We start from the raw sequence: 25,077 nt of genomic DNA, 5'->3' as shown, positions 1-25,077 counted from the left end.
CGGCGGCCGGTCGTCGATCATGGGTGGGCCGCCCGCCGCCCGGCGGCCGGTGGCCCGACCGGGGAGCTAACGCGCGATGACCGATGCACTGGCACAGATCCTGGCGGCCGCGGCGCAGGGGCGGTTTCCGCCGCCGGACGGCTCCACGACGGTGGTCCGGCAGCCGGCGGCACGGGATGCCGGGGTGCTCGCGTTCACCGCGCACTCGGTGGTGTTCACGGACGAGGACCCGCGCTGGGTGCGCTCCGTGCTGGCCGCCACCCCGGGCGACGCGCTCGCCGCGACGATGAATCCGCACTTCCTGAGCGCGCTGCTGGCCCGCACGGGCCGGCACATGAACACGATCGACCTGCTCACGGTCGCGCCCGCGCTGCCCGGCGCACCGGAGCCGGAGCTGGAGTTGCGGGAGATCCGCGACCCGGAGCATCCCCGGGTGGCACGGGCGATGAAGTTCCGTGACGAGGTGCGGGTCTGGGGAACCGGGGACGGCGACGGTGTACTGATCCTCGGACGCGGTGTCGCGGGGCGTTGGGAGACCGCGATCGAGGTGGCCGAGGAGGCGCGCGGACAGCGGCTCGGCGAGCGTCTGGCGCGGGCGGCCCGGCAGCTGGTTCCGGACACCGTGATCTGGGCCCAGCAGTCGCCGGGGAACGCCCGCAGCGTACGGACGTTCCAGACGGCGGGCTACCGGCCGGTGGGCTCGGAGGCCCTGCTGATCGCGGGGTGACCCCCGGCCGGTCGCCGGGCCTCCCGGGTTCCCGGGCGTGGGGCCGGGAACCCCGCCCCCGGTTCCGGGCGGGGCTCAGCGGAAGACGCCGGTGTGGCCCAGTGAGTAGCGGCCCGGCTGCGGATAGACGGCGAGGCCGTGCGGTCCGCTGCCCACCGGGATCCGGGCGAGCTGCTTGCCGGTGGTGGTGTCGATCGCGTACACCTCGGCGTTGTAACGCCCCGACAGCCACAGGACCTTGCCGTCCGCCGAGACCCCGCCCATGTCCGGGCTGCCGCCGTTGGGCAGATGCCATTTCTTCGCCAGCTTCTTCTGCGCGAAGTCGAAGACGGAGACGGAGCCCTCGCCCCGGTTGGAGATGTACATCTCCTTGGAGTCGCGGCTGACGTAGAGCCCGTGGCAGCCCTTGCCCGTGGGCATCAGCTTCGGGGTGGTGAACTTCTTTCCGTCCAGCACCCAAACCCCGTTGGCCATCATGTCCGCGATGTAGAACGTGCCGCCGTCGGGCGACAGTTTGACGTCCTGCGGCATGGCGCCCTTGAAGGGCAGCTTCTGCTGTCCCACGACCTTCATCCTCGCCGTGTCGACCTTGAGGAGTTCGCCGGAGAACTCGCAGGAGACGATGAAGTACCGGCCGTCCGCCGAGAAGTCGGCGTGGTTCACTCCCGCGCAGCTGACCGGGACGGCCTTGGCGGTCTTCATGGTGTGCGCGTCACGGAAGACCAGTTCGCGGTCCATCGAGGCCATCACGACGGCGTACTTGCCGTTCGGGGTGAAGTAGAGGTTGTACGGGTCGGAGACGCCGACCGTCTTCCCCGCCTTCCCGGTCGCCGGGTCGATGGCGGTGAGACTGTCACCGACGTCGTTGTTGACCCAGAGCGTCTTCAGGTCCCAGGACGGGACGACGTGCTGCGGCTGCCGTCCGACCGGGATGGTCTCGATGACCTTGTACGTGGCCGGGTCGATCACGGACACCGTGTTGGAGTTGGTGTTGGGTACGTAGACCCGGGCGGGGAAGTCCTTGACGGCCGGTGACAGCATTCCCGCCGCGTCGGCCGCGTACACGTTCGCCGGGTCGAGCACCGGCGGCATCCCGGCGAGTCCCGGCGGCGCGGGCGGGGTGACGTGCTTGGGCCTGACGGGCGCGGCGGCCTCGGTGGCGGCGGTGGACGCCTCGTTCCCGGCGGGAGTTCCGCAGCCGGTGAGTACGGCGAGCAGGACGCCGCCGAGCAGGGCCGCGGTGCGTGTGGTGGAGGGGGACATCAGGTCAGCAGCTCCGTGGTCGTCACCGCACGCAGTTGGCGGCGGTCGAGTTCGGTGAGGAGGAGGGGCAGCGCGGCGACCGTGTCCGCGTAGCCGAAGTGCATGCTCACCACCGATCCGTTGCGGATCTCCCCGGCCACCTTGCGGGTGACGGCCGCGGCGCCGGGCGAGGTGAAGTCGAGGGAGTCCACGTCGTAGGACAGGACGTGCGGGTATCCCGCCCGGACGGCGAGCCGCTGGACGAGAGGGGTGGCGAACCGGGTGCGCGAGGGCCGGAACCAGGTGCCGATGGAACCCGTGAGCCTGCGCAGCCGCTGGGCGCAGGCGGTGATCTCCGCGTACGCCTGCGCCTCGCCCATCGTGGAGATGTCGATGTGGCGCTGGGTGTGGTTGCCGAGGTCGTGGCCGCCGTCGAGGATCCGGCGGGCCATCCCGGGGTGCTCGTCGAGCCAGCTGCCCACGGCGAGGACGGTGACCTGCACCCGGGCCCGTTCGGCCTCGGCCAGCACCGTCCTGGCGATGGCGGGGTCGCCCTGGCCGTGGAAGGTGAGGGCGACGCGGGCGCGGTCCCGGGGGCCGTGGTCGATCTGCACCGGCTGCCCGGGGAAGCGGTGCGGGGCGGGCGCGGGGGCATGCGCGCCGGCGGCGGTGGTGGCCGGCTTCCTCGGTGCCGCGTGGGTGAGGGGCCTCGCCTCCGTCCCGGCGGTGTCCTGGTCCGCGCAACCGGCGGTGAGGGCGGCGGCGAGTGCGGCCCCGGCTCCTGCCCGCAGGGCGCTGCGGCGGTGCACCGCCGTATCGGAGGCTTTCATGTGCAGAACAGTAGGGGCGAGATGTCTGGAAAATAACAATTGACCCCATTGGCGACTTCGCCGGGTCACACGGATGCGCACCGCCCGCACCTCGAGCGATCGATGAATTACCCGTACATGCTCATGCAAACTCGCAGATTTCCAGGTAAGTGACCCAACGCACCTGTGATTCAGCTAAGAAATACCAGCAGATGTCCACCCTTGGGCGTTTTGAGGCTTTGGCGGTGGAGTCGTCCGTCTGCCATAGTCGGGGACACGATCCCCTTGACCCGGGCCAGGTCGTCATAAGCGGCCGTGAACACACCCCCCATTTCACGGCCCCCACACCGAAGCCCCCGAAGCGCCGCACCACGGCCGATCCGGGGGCTTCGGTGCGTCCGGGCGCCCTCGCGCCCGGACGTCAGCGGACGTCAGGGGACGTCAGCGGTTGTCAGCGGTTGTCAGCGGTTGTCAGCGGTCGGAGATACGCATCTCGAACCAGGTGGTCTTGCCTCGCGGCTGCAGGTCCACGCCCCACCGGTCGGAGAGCTTGTCGACGAGGAAGAGACCTCGCCCGCTGACATCCATCGCCTGAACCGGCATGAGGCACGGCAGTCCGCGCGAGGGGTCGCGCACCTCGATCCTGATCCAGCCGCGGCGGCGCAGCATCCGCAGCCCGAAGACCCTGGCGCCGGTGTGCCGCACCGCGTTGCCGACGAGTTCGGACACGAGGAGAACGGCGTGTTCGGCGGTCTGCGAAGACAGCGCCCAGTGGTGCAGCACCACGCACGAGGTGATCCGGCGCGCGGTGGCGGCGGACTCCGGGCGGGAGGGCAGCCGGACTTCGTCCTCCGTCGGGTCCCCGAACAACGCCAGCGCTTTGAACGCCTGTTCGTCCTCGACGGCCGGCATCCTCCGTGCCGCTGTCGCGCTGCTGCGCTGTCGCGGCTGCTCCACACCCTCCAGGCCCGCCATGGACACCATCATGGCCGCAAGGCGGGTGCTCCGGGGCCGTTCCGAGGGAATCCCTGACCCGGAATCAGTGATTCCATAGAGGTCGGTAGGCATATGCCACTGGCAGAATGTCGCCGCCCACACACCGGCTGACCTGCACGGACACCCCTTCCGGGTGGGTTCACCGGCAGACGGACGGCGCCGAGCCTTAAGGCTGTCCTAAGGCTCGGCCAATCCGCCCGCACGGATGAACGCGACCCGGGCCGTTCCCAACTGTCGTTCGGTCAGAGGAATTTGGCCTTGCCCGGACCCTCCTCGACAAAGCTGCGCATACCGCGCTCCCGGTCCTCCGTGGCGAAGAGTCCGGCGAACCAGGTCCGCTCGATCGTGAGACCCGTGTCGATGTCCGTCTCCAGCCCGGCGTCCACGGCCTCCTTGGCGGCACGCAGTGCGAGCGCCGGCCCCTTCGCCAGCCTGGCGGCCCAGGCGTGTGCGTGCTCGTACACCTCGGCGGCGGGCACCACCCGGTCCACCAGACCCATGGCCAGGGCCTCTTCGGCCTTCACATGGCGGCCGGTGAAGATCAGGTCCTTGGCCTTGGAGGGGCCCACCAGGCGGGCGAGCCGCTGAGTGCCGCCCGCGCCCGGGATGAGACCGAGCATGATCTCCGGCTGCCCCAGCTTGGCGTTGTCGCCCGCGATCCGGAAGTCCGCGCAGAGGGCCAGCTCGCAGCCACCGCCGAGCGCGTAGCCGGTGACGGCCGCGACGACCGGCTTGGGGATCCTGGCCACCGCGGTGAAGGAGTCCTGCAGCGCCTTGGACCGTACGACCATCGCCGCGTGGTCCATCGCCTGCATCTCCTTGATGTCCGCCCCGGCCGCGAACACCTTCTCGCCGCCGTAGAGCACCACCGCGCGCACGTCGTCGCGCCGGGAGGCCTCTTCGGCGAGCTCACGCAGCCGGTCCTGGGTCGCGACGTCCAGGGCGTTCATCGGCGGGCGGTCCAGCCGGATCGTGCCGATGCCGCTGCTCACTTCAAGGGTTACGGTCATGAGAGGCAGGTTAACCGGCGCTAACGACAGGCGGGACAGGCCCCGCGGCGGTGCCGTTCGTCACAGGCGACGACGACGGGCCCGGCACTGTTCGTCACAGTGCCGGGCCCGCCGGTGTTCCGTTGTCCGTGCGCGGGACCTGCCAGGTACCTGCCCGGTCCGTGAGCGGTCCCTACTTGGTCCACTCCGACCAGTTCATGTTCCAGCCGTTGAGACCGTTGTCCGGCTGGATCGTCTTGTCGTGGGAGTTCTTCACGATCACGACGTCGCCGATGAGCGAGCTGTCGAAGAACCAGGCAGCCGGGGTGCCCGAGTCACCGCCGCCGCGTGCGTCCTGCATGCCGACGCAGCCGTGGCTGGTGTTGGTGTTGCCGAAGATGCCGGAGCCACCCCAGTAGTTGCCGTGGATGAAGGTGCCCGACGTGGACAGACGCATCGCGTGCGGCACGTCCTTGATGTCGTACTCGCCGCCGAAGCCGACGGTGTCACCGTTCATCCGGGTCACCCGCAGCTTCTCGCTGATGACCATCTGGCCGTTGTACGTGGTGGTGGCCGGGGCGCCCGCCGAGATCGGGATGTCCTTGATCTGCTTGCCGTCCCGGACGACCTTCATCCGGTGCGAGTCCGCGTCGACGGTGCTGACCTGCCGGCGGCCGATGGTGAAGGACACCGTCTTGACCTGCTTGCCGTAGACCCCGGGACGCCCCTCGACACCGTCGAGGTTGAGGCTCACGGTCACCTTGGTGCCCGCGGCCCAGTAGTCCTCGGGACGGAAGTCCAGGCGGTCGTTGCCGAACCAGTGGCCCTCGACCGGGACGGCGGGCTCGGCCGTCACCTTGATGGCCTTCTCGACGGCCTCCGGGTCGGTGATGCCGCGGGTGAAGTGGATCGAGACGGGCATGCCGACGCCGACGGTGGACCCGTCCTCCGGGGTGTACTGCCCGATGAAGGTGTTCTGCGGAACCAGGGTGGTGAAGGTGGTGTCCTTCGCGGACTCACGGCCCTTCGCGTCCTTGGCGACCGCGTGCACCTTGTACTTCGTCGCCGAGGCCAGGTGCTGGTCCGGCTCCCAGCTCGCGCCGTCCGCCGCGATCTTCCCCTCGACCTCCGACCCCTTGGGGTCCGAGACCTTGACCGTGGCCAGCTTGCCCTGCTCGGCGGAGATCTTCAGCGCCCCGCTCGTGGCGACGGAGTCGGCCCCGTCCTTCGGCGCGATGTTCACCACCGCCTGCGAGGCGCTGGTGTCCTCGGCCTTCGTCCCCCCGCGCTTGCCGCCCTTGCTCCCGCTGTCGGTGTCTCCCCCGCCGCATGCCGTCACCAGCAACAGCAGCGCACCCAGCACCAGAGCCAGCAGACCCGTGGCCCCGCGCCCACGCCTCCTGCTGTCCGCCCCGGCCGATGCCCCCGATATCGGCTGCCCGTTCAATGTGGTCGTCTCCCCTCGCACGGCCTGGCCCCGCCAAGACCCTGGGAGCCTGCAAGGCTCCCTCCCCCGCGCGCTGCACATGCGCGCTCAGCGAAAGATAATCACACCGACTGTGGGCAGATCTCCTCACGAATGTCACCGTTCAGTCCCAACTCGTCCCGGGGCTCGGCCCGGTCGCGGGCGGCGGCGGTGACGGGGCCGGGCGGTCCGGACGGCGCGACCGATTCGGTCGCGCCGTCCGGACCGGCTCCGGGAACACCGGAGGGCTCGTCAGCGGAGTGCGGAGCCCGCCTTCCACTGGCTCCAGTTCAGGTTCCAGCCGCTCAGCCCGTTGTCCGGGGCGACCTTCTTGTCCTTGGAGTTGACGACCTCGACGACATCCCCGATGAGCGTCCGGTCGAAGAACCAGCCCGCCGGGGTGGAGCTGCTGCCACCCTGCACGTCGCGCAGGCCGATGCAGCCGTGGCTGACGTTGGTCGAACCGAAGATGTCCTCGTCGGACCAGTAGTTGCCGTGCAGAAAGGTGCCGGACTCGGTGAGCCGGATCGCGTGCGGGACGTCCTTGATGTCGTACTCGCCGCCGAAGCCGACGGTCCGCCCGTCCATCCGCGTCACGTCGTGCATCTCGCTGACCACCATCTTGCCGTTGTACGTGGTCGTCGTCGGGGAACCCGCGGTGATCGGGACGGTGGAGACGAGCTGTCCGTCCCGGCGCACCTGCATCGTGTGCGCGGCCGAGTCCACCGTGGACACCTGCTCCCGGCCGACGGTGAACCTGATCGTCTTGCGCTGGCTGCCGTACACCTGCGCCGCCCCCTCCACATCGCGCAGCCCGACCTCGACCGTGACCTCGGTGCCCGGTTTCCAGTACGCGGCGGGGCGGAAGTCCAGGCGGTTGTCGCCGAACCAGTGCCCCGCCACCTCGACCGCCGGATCGGCGGTCACCCGGATGGCCCGCTGTACGGCCGCGCGGTGGGTGAGCGGCCGGTTGAACTCGAAGGAGACGATCATGCCGGTGCCGACCGTCGACCGGTTCTCCGGTTTGAAATAGCCGATGAAACGGTGCTCGGGGACCACCGTCGTGAAGGTGGTGTGGCGGGCCGAACGATGGCCCGCACCGTCCACGGCCACCGCGTCGACGCTGTACTTCGCGGCGAGCCCCAGCCGGCCCGCCGCCCCCTGCGGGGACCAGGAGAGTCCGTCCTGCGCGATCAGGCCGCGCACCTCCTGCTTCTGCGCGTCCTCGATCCGGGTCACCCTGACGCTCTCGAGCCGCCCGTCGGGAACCCTCACCCCGACCCGGCTGTCCGCCCGGACGTCCTCGGCCCCGTCCTGCGGGGTGATCCGGATCAGGTCCTGCGACGACCCCGCCTTCCCGCCGATGATCGAATCCGTACCCGAGCAGCCGGTCAGTGCCGCCAGTACGGCCAGTACGGCGAGCAGTCCCGACCGGGCCGGCACGGTCGCCGGGCTCGCCCCTGCCTTCTTCGCTACGTGGTTCACGCTCCCCCAACGACGGGGGCCGGTCGGGGGAAACGTGAGTGCGGGCCCCGTCGTGGGCAGAACAGAGGGGACGACCACACTCGGGGAGCCGCGGCCGGGACGCCGCGTGCCCCCCTTTCGGTGCCGGTCCCAAGAGCCGCGGGAGGCGAGCAGGTGTCGAGCGCAGCCGAGCAGGAGGCAGTGCCGAAGCCCGATACGGGGCCGGCCGGGTCCGCGGTGGAGCGGGTCCCGGCGACCGGATCCGGACCGTCCACGGGTAACGGGCAGCGGCCGCCCACCGTATGGCCCGGTGCGCCGACGCCCCTCGGAGCCCGCTTCAGAGTGGGCCCGGACGGGGTCGCGGGCACCAACTTCGCCCTCTGGGCGGGCGGGGCGGAGGCCGTCGAGCTCTGCCTCTTCGACGAGGACGGTGCGGAGACCCGGATCGCGCTGAGCGAGCTGACCCACGAGATCTGGCACGGCTTCGTGCCCGGCGTGCGGCCCGGCCGGCGGTACGGCTACCGGGTGCACGGCCGCTGGGATCCCTGGACGGGCGCCCGGTGGAACGCGGCGAAGCTGCTGCTCGATCCGTACGCACGGGCCGTGGACGGTGATTTCACCCTTCCGGCCGAGGTGTACGGCCATGTGAGGGACTGGCCGCAGCAGCAGGTCGCCGACACCGTGCGCGACGAACGGGACTCCGCTCCGTACGTACCCAAGGGGGTGGTCGTCCACGATGACGACGACTGGGCCGAGGACCGCCGGCCCAAGACGCCCTGGGCCGACTCCGTCATCTACGAACTGCACGTCCGCGGTTTCACCGCGCGCCACCCCGGCATCCCCGAGGAGCTGCGGGGCACGTACGCCGGACTCGCGCACCCCGCGGCCATCGGCCATCTCAAGCGTCTCGGGGTCACGGCCGTCGAGCTGCTGCCGGTGCACCAGTTCGCCCACGAGGACCATCTGCTGCGGCGCGGGCTGCACAACTACTGGGGCTACAACTCGATCGGCTACTTCGCCCCGCACGCCGGCTACTCCGCGAGCGGCACCGCCGGACAGCAGGTCGGCGAGTTCAAGCGGATGGTCCGCGCCCTGCACGACGCGGGGATCGAGGTGATCCTCGACGTCGTCTACAACCACACCGCGGAGGCGGGCGAGCTCGGCCCGATGCTGTCCCTGCGCGGCATCGACAACCGGGGCTACTACCGGCTCCAGTCCGACGCCCGCCGGTACGCGGACTACACGGGGTGCGGCAACACCCTGCACGTGGTGCAGCCGAACGTACTGCGGCTGATCACGGACTCGCTGCGGTACTGGGTGACCGAGATGGGCGTCGACGGCTTCCGCTTCGATCTGGCGGCGGCGCTCGCCCGCTCGATGCACGACGTCGACATGCTGTCCCCCTTCCTCGCGGTGATCGCCCAGGACCCGGTGCTGCGCCGGGTGAAGCTGATCGCCGAACCGTGGGACGTCGGCAACGGCGGCTACCAGGTGGGGGCCTTCCCGCCGCTGTGGACCGAGTGGAACGACCGCTATCGCGACGCCGTCAGGGACTTCTGGCGCGGCGCCCTGCCCGACGTGCGCGATCTCGGCTACCGGCTGACCGGATCGAGCGACCTGTACGCGTGGGGCGGCCGGCGCCCGTACGCCTCGGTCAACTTCGTCACCGCGCACGACGGCTTCACCCTGCGCGACCTGGTGAGTTACGAGCACAAGCACAACGAGGCCAACGGTGAGGGCAACCGGGACGGGACCTCGGACAACCGGGCCTGGAACTGCGGCGCGGAGGGCGAGAGCGACGACGACGACGTCAACGCGCTGCGCCGCCGCCAGCTGCGCAACCTCCTCACCACGCTGCTCCTGTCGACCGGGGTGCCGATGCTCGTCGCGGGCGACGAGATGGGCCGCACCCAGGGCGGCAACAACAACGCCTACTGCCAGGACAACGAGATCAGCTGGGTGGACTGGTCCCTGCTGGAACAGCCGCAGTGGCGGGAACTGACCGCGCTGACGGCCCGGGTGCTGGCGCTGCGCCACACCCATCCGGTGCTGCGCCGCCGGGCGTTCTTCTCCGGCCGGGCGCAGGCCCCGGACGGGCTGCGGGACCTGGCGTGGTTCACCCGGCAGGGCGCGGAGATGACGGAGGAGGACTGGTACGCACCGGCCGCGACGGTCGGGCTCTACCTCTCCGGCCGCGACATCCCGGGCCGCGACGCCCGGGGCGAGCAGGTGACCGACGACAGCTTCCTGGCGGTCCTGCACGCCGGGGACCGCCCGGCGGACTTCCTGCTGCCGGGGCCGCCGTGGGCGGACGCGTACGAACTGCTCCTGGACACCTCGCGGGAGGACCAGTCCGCCGCACCGGGCACGGTGCACCGCGGCGGGCGGACCCTGACCGTCCCGGCGCGGTCGGTCCTGCTGCTGCGGGTACGGGAGTGAGCCCCGGCGCTCAGCCCAGGATGCCGCGGTCGTAGGCGACGGCGACGGCGGCCGCCCGGTCCTTGGCGCCCAGCTTCGCGAAGACATGGGTGAGATGGGTCTTCACCGTCGCCTCGCTGATGAACAGGACGGCGGCGATCTCCCGGTTCGAGGTCCCCTTGGCCACGAGTGCGAGCACCTCGCGCTCACGCGCGGACAGCGCCTCGTTGCCGGGTGCGGCCGGCGTCCGGACCCGCGAGACGAGCCGGGAGGCGACGGCCGGTGACAGGACGGTACGGCCGTCGGCGGCGGCGCGGACCGCGGTGAACAGTTCCTCGCGCGGCGCGTCCTTCAGCAGGTATCCGGTCGCGCCCGCCTCGATCGCGGGCAGGGTGTCGGCGTCGGTGTCGTACGTGGTGAGGACCAGGACCTTGGAGCGGGCGCCGCGACGGGTCAGCTCGGTGATCGCCGCGACACCGCCGCCGCCCGGCATCCGCAGGTCCATCAGGACGACGTCGGGGTCGAGCCGGACGGCCATGTCGACGCCCTCGACACCGTCGGCCGCCTCACCGAGCACCCGGAACTCCGCCGCCGACGCGAACATGCCGCGCAGTCCGTCCCGTACGACGGGGTGGTCGTCGACGACGATCAGCGTGATGACGCGTGCGGGTTCCCGGTCCATAGCGGCCAACCGTACTGCGCCGACCGAAAGGCCCTATCCCTGACGGACCATCGGTACCCGGGCGCAGACGGCGGTGCCGAGCCCCGGCCCCGTCTCCACCTCGACCGTGCCCGCGATGCGTTCGGCACGGGCGCGCATGCCGCCGAGCCCGAATCCGCCGGCGCCCCGGTAGGGCGGCAGCGCGGCCGGGTCGAAGCCGCGTCCGTCGTCCCGTACGTCCAGCGAGATCTCGTCGCCCATGTAGGACAGGGTGACGCCGGCCCGGGACGCGGCGGCGTGCCGGGCCGCGTTGGCGAGGGCTTCCTCGGCGATGCGCAGCAGGGTGGCGCCGACCTCGTCGTGCAGCGGTTCGGCGGTGCCGGTGACGGTGAACTCGGCGCGCACACCGGTCCGTTGCGACCAGGTGGTGACCGTCTGCTCCAGGGCGCCGGGCAGGTCGTCGTGTTCCAGCGCGGCCGGCACCAGATTGTGCACGGACCGGCGGGCCTCGCCCAGGCTGTGCCGGGCGAGGGCGGCGGCCCGCAGGAGGTGCTCCCGGGCGAGGGCCGGGTCGGTCCCTGCGGTGGAGGTGACGGCCTGGAGCTGGGCGATGATGCCGGTCAGCCCCTGGGCGATGGTGTCGTGGATCTCCGCGGCCAGCCGGCTCCGCTCGTCGGCCACCCCCGCCTCGCGGGCCTGCACGAGGAGTTGGGCGTGCAGCCCGGCGTTCTCCGCCAGGGCCTGTTCGAGGCGGGCGTTGGCCGACTCCAGGGCGGTGATGGTGTCGGTCTGGGAACGGGCCTGCTCGGCCTCCCGGTTGCCGATCTGGGCGAAGACCATGGTGAGGGATCCGTGCACGGCCAGCACGATGGCGAAGACGACCCAGTTCATGAGGGTGGCGGGCGGCAGACCGCTGCCGGACTGGGCCCCCGCCATGATGACCGCGGTGACCAGCAGCCCGGCCCGCATGGCCCGTCGCGGAAGCACCCGGCCCGCGTCGAAGTACCCGAGCACCGCGTAGATCGAGTAGAAGGGGTTGCACCAGGTCAGCCCGAGGGCCAGCAGCGCGCGGACGACGAAGTAGCCCTGCCCCGCCCGCGATCCCGGCCGGGCCGGGGTGCGGCTCCACCAGAGCTGGAGGGCGAGCGCCGCCGGGAGCAGCACCGCGGCGGCGTACACATCCGTGCGGGACATGATGAGCCCGCTGGTCACGGCCGAGACCACGGTGGCCAGGGCGAGCAGTCCGTACGGTCCGTGCCGGAAGAACCGCTCCCACCACTGCTCGGCCGTCGTCACGGCGGTCACCGCCGCCTTCTCCCCCGTGTCCATGGGTGAAGTCTCCCCCCTGCCGGCTACTCCCACCGGAAGGTGCGGATCGCGGCCGCCGCCGCCAGTACGGTCCACAGCGCCATCACCCCGAGATACGCCCAGCTCGGCCAGGCTCCGGAGGCGGCCCGGTCCAGCGCCTGGGAGGCCGCGCCGAACGGGGTGAACTGGACGATGCGGCGGAGGGTGTCCGGCATGGTCTGCACCGGCACCCAGACGCCCGCGGTGAACATCATCACGAAGAAGACGACCGAGCCGATCGCGGCCGAGATCTTGATGGTGCGGGAGACCGAGCAGACCAGGGCGCCCAGGGCCAGCACGCAGGCGACGGCCAGCAGCAGCGCCAGCAGATAGCCGAACGGCTGCCCGGGCAGCCGCACTCCGAAGGCGATCCGGCCGACGGCCGTCACCAGGACGGCGGAGCCGAGTGCCGCTCCGCCGTGCAGCGCGATCTGGGCACCGAGCAGGGCAAAGGGCCGCACCGGGGTGGTGGACATGCGGCGCAGGATGCCGCGTTCGCGGTAGCCGGTCAGTACGGGCGGCATCGCCTGGAGACCGGCCATGATCATGGCGAGCAGCACCGCCACGGGTACGTACAGGTCGATGACGCGACGGCCGCCGAGAGCGTCGTCCGGGTCCCGGAAGGACGGGATCAGTCCCAGGACCGTCATGAGTGCGGTGGGGAAGACGAGGATCCAGAACAGGCTGCCGGGTTCGCGCAGGAAGAGCCGGGCCTCGGACCTCAGGACCGCGAGCTTCGGGCCGGCGGAGGCGGTGCGGGGCGCGGTGCCGGTGTTCGCTGTGGCCATCTCAGGCTGCCCGTTCTGTCAGGCCGCGCTCGTCGGCGGGGCCGGGATGCTCGGTGAGGTCGAGGAAGGCGTCGTCCAGCGTGGCTTCGGCGACGCGCAGTTGGTGTGCGGTGATACGGAGCCGGGCGAGCAGCGAGATGACGGCGTTGACGGTCTCGTCGGTGCCGTTGATGACGACCCTGCCGTTCCTGTTCTCGCACGAGGCCGCGCCGGGCAGGTGCGCCAGCTCGGCGTCCGGCAGCGGCTCGGAGGGGGTGAAGGAGATGACCGTGGAGCTGCCTGCCCCCGCGATCAGCCCGGACGGGGTGTCGAGGGCGGCGACCCTCCCGCGGTCGATCACGGCGATACGGTCGCAGAGGCGCTGGGCCTCCTCCATGAAGTGGGTGACCAGCAGGACGGTGACGCCGCTGTCCCGTACCTCCTCGATCAGCTGCCAGGTGTCGCGCCGCGCCCGCGGATCCAGTCCGGTGGTCAGCTCGTCGAGGACCACGACCCGGGGGCTGCCCACGAGAGCCAGCGCGATGGACAGGCGTTGCTTCTGGCCGCCGGAGAGCCGGGCGAAGCGGGTGGTGAGCCTGGTGTGGAGCCCGAGGCGTTCGGCGAGCGGCCGCCAGTCGGCGGGGTTCGGGTAGAAGGCGCTGTACAGCTCCAGCGCCTCGCCCACCGTGATCTTCGGCTGGAGTTCGCTCTCCTGGAGCTGCGCGCCCAGCAGGAGTGTCACGCGGTCGTGGTCGGCGACGGGGTCGAGCCCGGCGACGCGGACCGTACCGGCGTCGGGGACGCGCAGCCCCTCGACGCACTCGACGGTGGTCGTCTTGCCCGCCCCGTTGGGGCCGAGAATCCCGAAGATCTCCCCCTCGTCCACGGAGAAGCTCACCCCGTCGACCACGGGGCGGCCGGCGTAGGCCTTGCGCACCCCGTTCACTTCGATGACTGCCATGCCCACGAGCATCCGGCCGCACGGCCGCGGCCGGTATCCGCCATCGCGCTCGAACCGGCATCGTCCGATCGGTTGATGCCGGGGTACGACCACCGGGGCTCTTTCGGGTCCTGGCCGGTACCAACCGTGTGCCCGGCGACCGGTTCCGGCTGCCGGGTCGACGGCCGGGTTGATGGCGTGGAACGAGCCACAGTTCGACTCCGTCTCGACTGGTGGTCACTTACCGGTTGTTCACACTCTTTTCGAACATGACGACTTCGGTCCGGACCTCAACGCCCTCTTGGAATTCAGGCCCCCGAGGCCCCCGGGCAACATCGCGGTAATGGTCGGCGAAACGTCCGCTTAACGAACATGACCAATCCGGCAACGGACGAATTCCAGCCAACTTGTTGACGCGGTCCTGACAGAGGCCACTATCTGCTGACACTCTTCACCCCGTTCTGCGCACTGCTTGCTCTGCCCGGACGGCTCACCCCGCCGCCGGTACCCCCCTCGCAGAAGGAGTCCGCGTGAGATCCACGCTCAGCCGTCGTACCACCGCGACCGGCGCTCTGATAGCCGCAGCAGCCCTCCTCGCCGTAGGAGTCCAGACCGGAACAGCCACCGCCACACCGGGCGCCGGCACGAAGACCGCCCGCACGGCCTCGCAGGCCGACCGGGGTGCGCTGCCCAAGCAGCTCTCCCCCTCGCAGCGGGCCGAGCTGATCCGCGAGGCCACCGCGAACAGGGCGGCCACCGCCAAGGAGCTCGGTCTCGGCTCTCAGGAGAAGCTCGTCGTCCGGGACGTCGTCCAGGACAACGACGGCACCACGCACACGCGTTACGAGCGCACCTTCAGCGGACTCCCGGTCCTCGGCGGCGACCTGGTCGTCCAGGAGTCGAAGGCCGGCACGACCGAGAGCGTCAGCAAGGCCTCCAAGGCGACCGCGGCACAGCTCAAGGCCGTGGACACCACGGCGGACGTCGCCCCGGCGACGGCCGAGAAGCAGGCTGTCGGCCTGGCCAAGGCGGCCGGCTCCTCCAAGGCCGCGGCCGACAAGGCGCCCCGCAAGGTCGTCTGGATGGCGTCCGGCACGCCGCAGCTCGCCTACGAGACGGTGGTCGGCGGACTGCAGGAGGACGGCACTCCGAACGCCCTGCACGTCATCACCGACGCCACCAGCGGCGCGAAGCTCTACGAGTGGCAGGCCATCGAGAACGGCGTCGGCAACACGGAGTACAGCGGCCAGGTCACCCTGGGCACCTCCGGGACGTACAACCTGACCGACACCACCCGCGGCAACCACAAGACGTACAACCTGAACCACGGTACGTCGGGCACGGGCACCCTCTTCTCCGGCACCGACGACGTCTGGGGCAACGGCCTCGCCTCGAACGCGGAGACCGCGGCGGCGGACGCCCACTACGGTGCGGCCGAGACCTGGGACTACTACAAGAACGTCCACGGCCGGACCGGCATCAAGGGTGACGGCGTCGGCGCGTACTCCCGCGTCCACTACGGCAACAGCTACGTCAACGCCTTCTGGGACGACAGCTGCTTCTGCATGACCTACGGCGACGGCAGCGGCAACGCCTCGCCGCTCACCTCGCTGGACGTCGCGGCCCACGAGATGAGCCACGGTGTCACCTCCAACACCGCCGGCCTGGTCTACAGCGGTGAGTCCGGTGGCCTCAACGAGGCGACCAGCGACATCTTCGCCACCGCCGTCGAGTTCTACGCGAACAACTCCACCGATGTCGGCGACTACCTCATCGGCGAGAAGATCGACATCAACGGCGACGGCACCCCGCTGCGCTACCAGGACAAGCCGAGCCGGGACGGGGCGTCCAAGGACGCCTGGTACTCGGGCATCGGCAACATCGACGTGCACTACTCGTCGGGCCCGGCCAACCACTTCTTCTACCTCCTCTCGGAGGGAAGCGGCGCCAAGGTCATCAACGGTGTCTCCTACGACTCCCCGACCTCCGACGGCCTGCCGGTGACCGGCATCGGCCGCGCCAAGGCCGAGCAGATCTGGTTCAAGGCGCTCTCCACCAAGTTCACCTCCACGACCAACTACGCGGCCGCCCGTACGGGCACGCTCGCCGTGGCCGGTGAGCTGTACGGCACGACCAGCGCCGAGTACAAGTCCGTCGCCGACGCCTGGGCCGCGATCAACGTCGGCACCCGCCCCGGTGGCGGCACCGACCCCGGCGGCAAGGTCTTCGAGAGCGCCACGTCGGTCTCCATCCCCGACGCCGGTTCGGCCGTCACCAGCTCGGTCGCCGTCACCGGTGTCACCGGCAACGCGCCCAGCACCCTCAAGGTCGGGGTGGACATCACCCACACCTGGCGCGGTGACCTGGTCATCGACCTCGTCGCCCCGGACGGCACCGCCTACCGCCTGAAGAACTCCTCGTCGAGCGACTCGGCGGACAACGTCCAGACGACGTACACCGTCAACGCCTCCTCGGAGGTGGCCAACGGCACCTGGAAGCTCAAGGTCCAGGACGTCTACTCGGGCGACACCGGGAAGATCAACAACTTCAAGCTGACCTTCTGAACCGGTCGCACCGCATGACCCGTCACTGACGCACCGCCCCGCCCGGGAGGAGATCTTTCCTCCCGGGCGGCTGTGTGCGCTCAGTTCGGATTGTCCGCGTGGGTCAGGGTCTCCCAGGCGACGAAGAGGTTGTTGGACCCGGCCGGCCGCTGCTGCTCCGTGAGGGTCTGGGTGTTGGTCATCGCGATGCCCATCCGGTTGTGCAGCGCGTTGAAGCCGACCTCGGTGACCGGGCCGAGGCCGTCCTTGAGACTCCCCCCGCACAGCGACGCCGGAACGGCCGCCCCCAGCTGGTACTTGGCGTGCAGACCGAGGGCGTGCCGCAGCCGGTCGGCGATCTCCGGGTAGAGGTCCTGTCCCTGGATCCGGCCGGTCTCGGCGATGTGCGAGATGGCGGAGAGGCCGTATCCGGTGTGGGTCAGGTCGCGGCAGGTCTCCTGCGAGAGACCGTCCAGATACGTCGACTGGCCCTGCCAGTAGTTGATGATCTTGTCGCGGGTGTCCAGGCCACTGCCCGGCGCGGTCTTCGGCAGCGAACCGTCCGCGGTCACATAGATGTACGCGGGCACACGTCCGCGGAACTTGGTGACGGCCTTGTCGTACGAGGTCCGGTCCTCCAGGAAGACCGAGATGCCGATCGCCGCCTCGGTCATGCTCAGTTCCCAGTTGCCGTTGCTGTTCGAGCCGTTGATGACCTTCGGCAGGTAGACGTTGCGCAGCATGGTGGCGAAGCGGCCCGCGCCGGTCCAGCCGCTGTACGTGTACTTGATGATCTCGGCGGCCCGCGGCCAGGACGAGCCGGCCCAGCCGGTCTGGAGGGGCGCGTTGCTGTTGGTGTGGTCCTGGATCACGGCCGACCAGGCGTCCATGATCTCGATCGCCTTGGTGGCGTAGCGGCTGTCCTGGGTGATGTACCAGGCCAGGGAGAGCGTGTAGGCGGCTATCGCGTCCTCGCGCTCGTCGGTGCAGCCGTAGTTGGGGTTCGAGTACGAGCCGCATTCGACGACGGCGCGCGGCGTGGCCGTACGGGTGAGCGAGGCGTACTTGCTCGCCATCATCTGGTCGTACGCGCCCTTCCAGGGCTGCGCGCCGGCCTGCACCTTCGCTCGTACGAAGTCGAGCTGGGGGCGGCTGACGAGCACGCCGGGGTGGGTGAAGGCCGCGGGTGCGGCGGCCCGCACCGCCGCGGAAGCCGGGTCCGGGGCGGCCCTGCCGGCCGAGGCCGGGGCCATGGAGACGGCGGTGATCAGTGCCGCGAGGGCGGTGGCGAGGCCGAGGCCGCGCCCGATGGTTCCGGTGCGCATGTGGGGGTGCCTTCCGGTGCGGAGGTGGTCCACAACTCGGCCCGAAGCAGAAGGAGTTCACATCCCTGAACATTGAGCCTAGCTGTGAACGCTGCAATGAGTGAGGAACCTAAAGGCATTCCATGGACACGTCAAGGTCTTGTGTTCAGAAAGCGAAGGCCCCGCACCCGGGCGGCCGAAGGGCCCGGCACCCCGGGACGGATTCCGGGGATGCCGGGCCCCCGGCGACGCGGAAGGTCAGCGCATCAGCACGCCCGCACCCTCGCCCGTCGCCCCCGTCGGCTGTGCGACCAGGCCGAGTTCGGCGCCGGTGGCCAGCAGCCGGTGGGCCGGCAGCACCCGCACGGTGTAGCCGTACGGACCGGTGCGGTCGAGGGCGAGCGGGCCCTCGTACAGCCAGCGGCCCTCCAGGTCCTGGCCGCCCGCCGGTTTCAGCGGGAAGACCTGGGCGTCGGTGATCGCGTCGGCGGAGTCCACCCGGCCGGCCACCGCCTGCACCTCCACGTCGTCCGGATCCAGCACCCCGAGGGTGATCCGGACCCGCAGCGCCAGCGTGGAGCCCAGTTCGGCCGAACCGCCGGCCGCGGTGGGCGCCACCGCCTCCACATGGTCGACGGCCACCCGGGGCCAGGCGGCCCGGACCCTGGCCTTCCAGTCGGCGAGCTCCCGGGCCGTGCCGGCGTCCAGGGAACGCCTGGCCAGGGCGGCCGGGGCGTACAGCCGCTCCACGTACTCACGGACCATCCGGTCGGCCAGCACCTTGGGGCCGAGCGTGCCCAGCGTGCGGCGGACCATCTCGATCCAGCGTCCGGGGAGCCCCTCTCCCCCGCGGTCGTAGAAGCGGGGCGCGACCCGGTCCTCGATCAGCTCGTAGAGGGCGTTCGCCTCCAGGTCGTCGCGCCGGTCCTCGTCCAGCGCGGAGCCGTCGGCCGTCGGGATGGCCCAGCCGAAGTCCGGCTCGAACCACTCGTCCCACCAGCCGTCCAGGACCGACAGGTTGAGGCAGCCGTTGAGCGCCGCCTTCATCCCGCTCGTACCGCACGCCTCCAGCGGGCGCAGCGGGTTGTTCAGCCAGACATCGCAGCCCGGGTAGAGCTTCTGGGCCATCGCCATCCCGTAGTCGGGCAGGAAGACGATGCGATGGCGCACCCGGGGATCGTCGGCGAACCGGACCAGTTCCTGGACCAGGCGTTTTCCGCTGTCGTCGGCCGGGTGCGCCTTGCCCGCCACGACGATCTGGATCGGCCGCTCCGGGTGCAGGAGCAGCCCCCGCAGCCGGTCGCGGTCGCGCAGCATCAGGGTGAGGCGCTTGTAGGAGGGAACCCGGCGGGCGAAGCCGATCGTCAGGACGCCGGGGTCCAGCACCCCGTCGATCCAGCCGAGTTCGGCAGCCTGCGCGCCCCGGGTGCGCCACGAGGCGTGCAGCCGTTGCCGCACCTCGGCCACCAGTTGTTCGCGCAGGGTGCGGCGCAGGTCCCAGAGCTGCCGGTCGGGGATCTGCGCGGCGGCGTCCCACCGGCCGGGGGTGCCCCCGGACTCGGTGCGCAGCCGGTAGACCTCGGGGGCGACCCAGGTGGGGGCGTGGACCCCGTTGGTCACGGAGGTGATCGGCACCTCCGGGGCGTCGAAGCCCGGCCAGAGTCCGGCGAACATCTGCCGGCTGACCGCGCCGTGCAGGGTCGAGACCCCGTTGGCGCGCTGGGCGAGCCGCAGGCCCATCACCGCCATGTTGAAGACGCCCGGGTCACCGCCGGTGTACGTCTCGGTGCCCAGGTGCAGGATGCGTTCGGCCGCGACGCCCGGCAGTTCGCCGTCGTCGCCGAAGTGGCGGGCGACCAGGTCGCGGTCGAACCGGTCGATGCCGGCCGGGACCGGGGTGTGGGTCGTGAAGACGGTGCCGGCCCGGACGGACTCCACCGCGGAGTCGAAGTCGAGGCCGGTTCCGGACAGCTCCCGGATGCGTTCGAGGCCGAGGAAGCCGGCGTGCCCCTCGTTGGTGTGGAAGACCTCGGGATCCGGATGGCCGGTGAGCCGGCAGTAGGTCCGTACGGCACGCACCCCGCCGATGCCCAGCAGTATCTCCTGGAGCAGCCGGTGTTCGCTGCCGCCGCCGTACAGCCGGTCGGTGACCTCGCGTTCACCGGGCGCGTTGTCCTCGACGTCGGAGTCGAGCATGAGGAGGGGCACCCGGCCGACGTGGGCCTGCCAGATCTGGGCGTGCAGGGAGCGGCCGCCGGGGAGGGCGAGGACCACCTGGCTCGGGGTTCCGTCGGCCTCCCGCATCAGCGTGAGCGGCAGTTCGTTCGGGTCGAGGACGGGATAGTGCTCCTGCTGCCAGCCGTCCCTGGACAGGCTCTGGCGGAAGTAGCCGTGGCGGTAGAGGAGGCCGACGCCGACGAGGGGAACGCCCAGGTCGCTGGCGGCCTTGAGATGGTCCCCGGCGAGGATGCCGAGCCCGCCGGAGTACTGCGGCAGAGCCGCGGTCACGCCGAACTCGGGTGAGAAGTAGGCGACGGCGGCGGGAAGCCCGGCGCCCTGCGCGCACTGTTCCTGGTACCACCTGGGCCCCTCCAGGTACTCCCGGAGGTCGGCGGAGACCTCGGTCAGACGGTGCAGGAACTGTTCGTCCCGGGCCAGCTCGGCCAGGCGTCCGGCGGACACGGTACCGAGCAGGCGTACGGGATCGCATTCCGCCGCCGCACCGGCCGCCGGGTCGACGGACCGGAAGAGCTCACGGGTCTCGGTGTGCCAGGACCAGCGCAGATTGCGCGCGAGGCCGCTGAGCGGTTGAAGGGAATCGGGGAGGACGGGACGCACGGTGAATCGACGAATGGCCTTCACGTATTCCACCTTTACAGGGGACCTACGAATCCGAGGGGACGCACCACGGTGTGCGCCGCGCCGTCACCCTCGACGGTAGCCGTGCGCGGCACCCGCCTGCCACGGCGCACGGGCGGCCGGGGATGTGCGACCCCGGACGGGCGGCCGCCGTCCGGGGCCGGCCCCACCGGCCCCGCCCCGCACCCGACGCAGATCCAGACACATCCGTCACAGGCGTTATGGCCGATTCCCTCACCTCGTACGGCCTTGTGGGCCTTCGCCCCACAGGGAAAGCTGCCCTGTGGCGCCCGTCGAACCCCGCGTGCACCGGCTCTCCGCAATCCCGCGTGCGCGCGGCGGAGCCCGGCGCATTCAGACCGTCACAGATACGCCCGAGTAGTTAACAAACCACCGGATTGGCCCACCGAGATCCAGGGGAAGGCTTCCCGGGTACCCGGAACGCACGCATTCCGATGACGGCCGGAGGCAATCCATCTCCGGCCCCCGTTCCCCTCGCCCCCGGTCCATCGGTGATCCGCTCACGGTTCGTATGCAATCCGTACGGACCTCTTACGGATTCGGTCCACACCCGTGCACCACACCCCCGCCCCATCCATTCGAGTGCCATTCGAGTGAACGCGGACAGGAGCGGCCATGCCCACACCCCATCAGTCATCCACGGAGCAGCTAGAAAGGACGCAACCCCACCCACGCGGCGCGCGCGTTCAGCCCTCCGCGCCCGTTTCGCGCCCTGTTGAGTCCGAGCTCCAGTCCCCAGGTGATTCCATGATCGGTCGCATTCCCGTCCTCGACGTCCGCCCGCTCGTCGACTGCGGCAGAAGGCCCGCCAAGGCCGTTGCCGGTGAAACCTTCGAAATCACCGCAACCGTCTTCCGGGAGGGCCATGACGCCGTCGCGGCCAATGCCGTCCTGCGGGACCCGAGCGGGCGGCCGGGACCCTGGACGCCGATGCGCGAGCTCGCCGAGGGCACCGACCGCTGGGGCGCCGATGTGACGCCGGACGCCGAGGGCCGCTGGACGTACACCGTCGAGGCCTGGAGCGACCCGGTGGCCACGTGGCGCCGTACGGCACAGATCAAGATCCCCGCGGGGATCGACACCGCGCTCGTCCTCGAGGAGGGCGCCGAGCTGTACGAGCGGGCCGCCGAGGGCGTACCCAAGAGCGACGGCCGCGAGGCGGTACTCGCCGCGGTCGACGCACTGCGTGACGGGTCCCGCCCGGCCGCGGCCCGGCTGGCCGCGGCGCTCACCCCCGAGGCGGACGACGCGCTGGGCCGTCACCCCCTGCGTGAACTGGTCACCGCCTCGCGCCCGCACCCGCTCGTCGTCGAGCGCCGGCGTGCGCTGTTCGGCTCCTGGTACGAGCTGTTCCCCCGTTCCGAGGGCGCCAGGACCGAACCGGCGAAGGCCCCGCGCAAGGGCCGCGCGGCGAAGACCTCCAAGCCGCCCCGGATCATCGGCGGCACCTTCCGCACGGCGGCCGAACGGCTGCCCGCGGTCGCCGCGATGGGGTTCGACGTGGTGTATCTGCCGCCCGTCCACCCCATCGGGACGACCCACCGCAAGGGGCCCAACAACTCCCTCTCCCCCGCCGCGCACGATGTGGGCGTGCCCTGGGCGATCGGTTCCGCCGAGGGCGGTCACGACGCCGTCCACCCGGATCTCGGCACCCTCGAGGACTTCGATCATTTCGTCGCCGCGGCGCGCAATCTGCGCATGGAGATCGCGCTGGATTTCGCCCTCCAGTGCTCCCCCGACCATCCCTGGGTGGAGAAACACCCCGAGTGGTTCCATCACCGTGCGGACGGCACCATCGCCTACGCGGAGAATCCGCCCAAGAAATACCAGGACATCTATCCGATCGCCTTCGACAAGGATCTGCGCGGGATCGTCACGGAGACGGTACGCATCCTGCGGTTCTGGATGGATCACGGTGTGCGGATCTTCCGGGTCGACAATCCGCACACCAAGCCGGTGATCTTCTGGGAAAAGGTGATCTCCGACATCAACCGCACCGACCCCGATGTGATCTTCCTCGCCGAGGCATTCACCCGTCCCGCGATGATGCGCGCCCTCGCCACCGTCGGTTTCCAGCAGTCGTACACGTACTTCACCTGGCGCAACACCCGGCAGGAAATCACGGATTACGTGACCGAGCTGTCCGGTGAATCGGCCTCGTACATGAGGCCCAATTTCTTCGTGAACACCCCCGACATCCTTCCCGGATACCTCCAGGAAGGCGGCCGGCCCGCCTTCGAGGCACGGGCGGTGCTCGCGGCGACCCTCTCCCCCACCTGGGGGATGTACGCGGGGTTCGAGCTGTGCGAGAACACCCCGGTCCGCAGCGGCAGTGAGGAGTACCTCGATTCGGAGAAGTACGAGATCCGGCCCAGGGACTGGGAAGCCGCCGAGCGCGAGGGCCGGTCGCTGGCCCCGCTCATCACCTCGCTCAACCGGATCCGGCGCCGCCACCCGGCGCTTCAGCAGCTGCGTGACGTGCACTTCCACTCGTCCGACAACGACGCCCTGATCGTGTACAGCAAGCGCTCCGGTTCGAACATCGTTCTGATGGTCGTCAACCTCGACCCGCACCACACCCAGGAGGCGACCGTCTCGTTGGACATGCCGCAACTCGGCCTCGACCGGCACGAGAGCGTGCCGGTACGCGACGAGCTGACCGGCACTTCCTATCACTGGGGCAGGACCTTCTATGTGCGTCTGGAGCCGGGCGTCACGCCCGCGCACATCGCCGTCCTGCGACCGTCCCCGCCGACCGGAGGGTCACCCACACCATGATCGTCAATGAGCCCGTCCACGACACGTTCGAGGACACCCCGGTCAAGGACCGCGATCCCGACTGGTTCAAACGTGCCGTCTTCTACGAGGTCCTCGTCCGGTCCTTCCAGGACTCCAACGGCGACGGCATCGGAGATCTGAAGGGGATCACCGCCAAACTGGACTATCTCCAGTGGCTGGGCGTCGACTGCCTCTGGCTGCCGCCGTTCTTCAAGTCGCCGCTGCGCGACGGCGGTTACGACGTATCCGACTACACCGCCGTGCTGCCGGAGTTCGGCGACCTCGCCGACTTCGTCGAGTTCGTCGACGCCGCGCACCAGCGCGGCATGCGCGTGATCATCGACTTCGTCATGAATCACACCAGCGACCAGCACGACTGGTTCCAGCAGTCCCGTACCGACCCCGACGGTCCGTACGGCGACTACTACGTCTGGGCCGACGACGACAAGCAGTTCCAGGACGCCCGGATCATCTTCGTCGACACCGAGACGTCCAACTGGACCTTCGACCCGGTGCGCAAGCAGTACTACTGGCACCGGTTCTTCTCGCACCAGCCCGATCTCAACTACGAGAACCCGGCGGTGCAGGAGGAGATCATCTCCGCCCTGCGCTTCTGGCTGGACCTGGGCATCGACGGCTTCCGCGTCGACGCCGTGCCCTACCTCTACCAGCGCGAGGGCACCAACTGCGAGAACCTCCCGGAGACCCACGACTTCCTCAAGCGGGTCCGCAAGGAGATCGACGCCAACTACCCGGACACCGTGCTGCTCGCCGAGGCCAACCAGTGGCCAGAGGACGTCGTCGACTACTTCGGCGAGTACCGGGGCGGCGGCGACGAGTGCCATATGGCGTTCCACTTCCCCGTGATGCCGCGGATCTTCATGGCCGTACGGCGCGAGAGCCGCTACCCGGTCTCGGAAATCCTGGCCAAGACACCGGCGATCCCGTCCGGCTGCCAGTGGGGCATCTTCCTGCGCAACCACGACGAGCTGACGCTCGAGATGGTCACGGACGAAGAGCGCGACTACATGTACGCGGAGTACGCCAAGGACCCGCGGATGCGGGCCAACATCGGCATCCGCCGCCGGCTGGCGCCCCTGCTGGACAACGACCGCAACCAGATCGAGCTGTTCACCGCGCTGCTGCTGTCCCTGCCGGGCTCCCCGATCCTCTACTACGGGGACGAGATCGGGATGGGCGACAACATCTGGCTCGGCGACCGGGACGCCGTGCGCACCCCCATGCAGTGGACGCCCGACCGCAACGCCGGCTTCTCCTCCAGCGATCCGGGGCGGCTCTACCTCCCCACGATCATGGATCCGGTCTACGGCTACCAGGTCACCAACGTCGAGGCGTCGATGGCCTCGCCCTCGTCGCTGCTGCACTGGACTCGGCGGATGATCGAGATCCGCAAGCAGAACCCGGCGTTCGGCCTCGGCTCGTACAGCGAACTGCCCTCGTCCAACCCGGCCGTGCTCGCCTTCACCCGTGAGCACGGGGACGATCTCGTGCTGTGCGTGCACAACTTCTCGCGGTTCGCGCAGCCGACGGAGCTCGATCTGAGGTCCTTCAGCGGGCGTCATCCGGTGGAGCTGATCGGCGGGGTGCGCTTCCCCGCCATCGGTCAGTGGCCCTACCTGCTGACTCTCGCGGGACACGGCTTCTACTGGTTCCGGCTGCGCAAGGACGCGCCGCCGAGCTGACCGTCCGCCGGTTCACAGGCTCCGGTGCGGGGCGGTTTCCGCCG

General features: G+C 70.3%; 17 protein-coding genes. 5 read left to right on the top strand and 12 right to left on the bottom strand.

Features of this window, described 5'->3' with window-relative positions:
- Positions 1–76 precede the first annotated feature (76 nt).
- Entirely contained in the window at positions 77–727 is a 651-nt protein-coding gene (locus tag OG782_RS26425) for a GNAT family N-acetyltransferase (protein ID WP_406455011.1), read from the top strand.
- Positions 728–802: 75 nt separating this feature from the next.
- Here OG782_RS26425 and OG782_RS26420 read toward each other — a convergent pair whose 3' ends face one another.
- The 6 genes from OG782_RS26420 to OG782_RS26395 all read right to left on the bottom strand — a co-directional run bounded on the left by OG782_RS26420 (position 803) and on the right by OG782_RS26395 (position 7,713).
- On the bottom strand, positions 803–1,990 hold the full coding sequence (locus OG782_RS26420) for a beta-propeller fold lactonase family protein (protein WP_406455009.1): 1,188 nt from the start codon (positions 1,988–1,990) through the stop codon (positions 803–805).
- On the bottom strand, positions 1,990–2,799 hold the full coding sequence (locus OG782_RS26415; RefSeq protein ID WP_406455007.1) for a polysaccharide deacetylase family protein: 810 nt from the start codon (positions 2,797–2,799) through the stop codon (positions 1,990–1,992). The genes OG782_RS26420 and OG782_RS26415 overlap by 1 nt, the downstream gene beginning before the upstream one ends.
- A 450-nt stretch (positions 2,800–3,249) precedes the next feature.
- The gene (locus OG782_RS26410) at positions 3,250–3,765 is read right to left on the bottom strand and encodes an ATP-binding protein (protein ID WP_406455005.1); all 516 of its coding nucleotides are present in this window, start codon (positions 3,763–3,765) and stop codon (positions 3,250–3,252) included.
- A 251-nt stretch (positions 3,766–4,016) separates the two neighbouring features.
- Complete coding sequence (locus OG782_RS26405; protein ID WP_406455003.1) at positions 4,017–4,784, bottom strand: enoyl-CoA hydratase/isomerase family protein; 768 nt, start codon at positions 4,782–4,784, stop codon at positions 4,017–4,019.
- 172 nt (positions 4,785–4,956) lie between these two features.
- Positions 4,957–6,210 carry an Ig-like domain-containing protein gene (locus tag OG782_RS26400; protein WP_406455001.1) on the bottom strand — a complete coding sequence of 418 codons (1,254 nt, stop codon included), beginning with the start codon at positions 6,208–6,210 and terminating at the stop codon, positions 4,957–4,959.
- A gap of 270 nt (positions 6,211–6,480) precedes the next feature.
- Positions 6,481–7,713, bottom strand: a complete 1,233-nt coding sequence (locus tag OG782_RS26395; protein WP_406454999.1) for an Ig-like domain-containing protein — start codon at positions 7,711–7,713, stop codon at positions 6,481–6,483.
- A 153-nt stretch (positions 7,714–7,866) separates the two neighbouring features.
- On the opposite strand from OG782_RS26395, the gene glgX reads away from it, so the two are divergent.
- On the top strand, positions 7,867–10,131 hold the full coding sequence (glgX, locus tag OG782_RS26390) for a glycogen debranching protein GlgX (protein WP_406454997.1): 2,265 nt from the start codon (positions 7,867–7,869) through the stop codon (positions 10,129–10,131).
- A 10-nt stretch (positions 10,132–10,141) separates the two neighbouring features.
- Here the strand turns inward: glgX and OG782_RS26385 are convergent, their stop codons facing one another.
- The 4 genes from OG782_RS26385 to OG782_RS26370 are packed head-to-tail and all read right to left on the bottom strand — an operon-like array spanning position 10,142 to position 13,846.
- Complete coding sequence (locus OG782_RS26385) at positions 10,142–10,792, bottom strand: response regulator (RefSeq protein ID WP_406454995.1); 651 nt, start codon at positions 10,790–10,792, stop codon at positions 10,142–10,144.
- A gap of 33 nt (positions 10,793–10,825) precedes the next feature.
- Positions 10,826–12,100 carry a sensor histidine kinase gene (locus tag OG782_RS26380; RefSeq protein WP_406454993.1) on the bottom strand — a complete coding sequence of 425 codons (1,275 nt, stop codon included), beginning with the start codon at positions 12,098–12,100 and terminating at the stop codon, positions 10,826–10,828.
- Between the two features lie 23 nt (positions 12,101–12,123).
- Entirely contained in the window at positions 12,124–12,906 is a 783-nt protein-coding gene (locus OG782_RS26375) for an ABC transporter permease (protein WP_406454991.1), read from the bottom strand.
- A 1-nt stretch (position 12,907) separates the two neighbouring features.
- Positions 12,908–13,846, bottom strand: a complete 939-nt coding sequence (locus OG782_RS26370) for an ABC transporter ATP-binding protein (RefSeq protein ID WP_406454989.1) — start codon at positions 13,844–13,846, stop codon at positions 12,908–12,910.
- Between the two features lie 509 nt (positions 13,847–14,355).
- Here OG782_RS26370 and OG782_RS26365 point away from each other — a divergent pair.
- Entirely contained in the window at positions 14,356–16,389 is a 2,034-nt protein-coding gene (locus OG782_RS26365) for a M4 family metallopeptidase (protein ID WP_406454987.1), read from the top strand.
- An 80-nt stretch (positions 16,390–16,469) separates the two neighbouring features.
- On the opposite strand, the gene OG782_RS26360 is transcribed toward OG782_RS26365, so the two are convergent.
- Complete coding sequence (locus OG782_RS26360; protein WP_406454985.1) at positions 16,470–17,693, bottom strand: alginate lyase family protein; 1,224 nt, start codon at positions 17,691–17,693, stop codon at positions 16,470–16,472.
- 237 nt (positions 17,694–17,930) lie between these two features.
- On the bottom strand, positions 17,931–20,534 hold the full coding sequence (gene glgP, locus OG782_RS26355; RefSeq protein WP_406454983.1) for an alpha-glucan family phosphorylase: 2,604 nt from the start codon (positions 20,532–20,534) through the stop codon (positions 17,931–17,933).
- 765 nt (positions 20,535–21,299) lie between these two features.
- On the opposite strand from glgP, the gene OG782_RS26350 reads away from it, so the two are divergent.
- Both OG782_RS26350 and treS read left to right on the top strand, forming a co-directional pair.
- Positions 21,300–23,330: an alpha-1,4-glucan--maltose-1-phosphate maltosyltransferase gene (locus OG782_RS26350; protein ID WP_406454981.1), complete on the top strand. Its 2,031-nt coding sequence runs from the start codon at positions 21,300–21,302 to the stop codon at positions 23,328–23,330.
- Entirely contained in the window at positions 23,327–25,033 is a 1,707-nt protein-coding gene (gene treS, locus OG782_RS26345) for a maltose alpha-D-glucosyltransferase (protein WP_406454979.1), read from the top strand. Before OG782_RS26350 ends, treS begins: the two co-directional genes overlap by 4 nt.
- The last annotated feature ends 44 nt before the right edge of the window (positions 25,034–25,077 follow it).

It is taken from the genome of Streptomyces sp. NBC_00876, from assembly GCF_045207435.1.
Classification (GTDB): Bacteria; Actinomycetota; Actinomycetes; order Streptomycetales; family Streptomycetaceae; genus Streptomyces.
Note: the sequence above shows the minus strand (reverse complement) of the source record. Positions and strands in the feature narration are given on the sequence as shown.

What these genes read in the sequence shown, in the direction of transcription:
- OG782_RS26405 (WP_406455003.1), bottom strand. Translation starts at nt 4,784, where the DNA reads ATGACCGTAACCCTTGAAGTGAGCAGCGGCATCGGCACGATCCGGCTG.
- OG782_RS26385 (WP_406454995.1), bottom strand. Translation starts at nt 10,792, where the DNA reads ATGGACCGGGAACCCGCACGCGTCATCACGCTGATCGTCGTCGACGAC.
- OG782_RS26360 (WP_406454985.1), bottom strand. Translation starts at nt 17,693, where the DNA reads ATGCGCACCGGAACCATCGGGCGCGGCCTCGGCCTCGCCACCGCCCTC.
- OG782_RS26410 (WP_406455005.1), bottom strand. Translation starts at nt 3,765, where the DNA reads ATGATGGTGTCCATGGCGGGCCTGGAGGGTGTGGAGCAGCCGCGACAG.
- OG782_RS26350 (WP_406454981.1), top strand. Translation starts at nt 21,300, where the DNA reads ATGATCGGTCGCATTCCCGTCCTCGACGTCCGCCCGCTCGTCGACTGC.
- OG782_RS26375 (WP_406454991.1), bottom strand. Translation starts at nt 12,906, where the DNA reads ATGGCCACAGCGAACACCGGCACCGCGCCCCGCACCGCCTCCGCCGGC.
- OG782_RS26370 (WP_406454989.1), bottom strand. Translation starts at nt 13,846, where the DNA reads ATGGCAGTCATCGAAGTGAACGGGGTGCGCAAGGCCTACGCCGGCCGC.
- treS (WP_406454979.1), top strand. Translation starts at nt 23,327, where the DNA reads ATGATCGTCAATGAGCCCGTCCACGACACGTTCGAGGACACCCCGGTC.
- OG782_RS26415 (WP_406455007.1), bottom strand. Translation starts at nt 2,799, where the DNA reads ATGAAAGCCTCCGATACGGCGGTGCACCGCCGCAGCGCCCTGCGGGCA.
- OG782_RS26425 (WP_406455011.1), top strand. Translation starts at nt 77, where the DNA reads ATGACCGATGCACTGGCACAGATCCTGGCGGCCGCGGCGCAGGGGCGG.
- OG782_RS26420 (WP_406455009.1), bottom strand. Translation starts at nt 1,990, where the DNA reads ATGTCCCCCTCCACCACACGCACCGCGGCCCTGCTCGGCGGCGTCCTG.
- OG782_RS26380 (WP_406454993.1), bottom strand. Translation starts at nt 12,100, where the DNA reads ATGGACACGGGGGAGAAGGCGGCGGTGACCGCCGTGACGACGGCCGAG.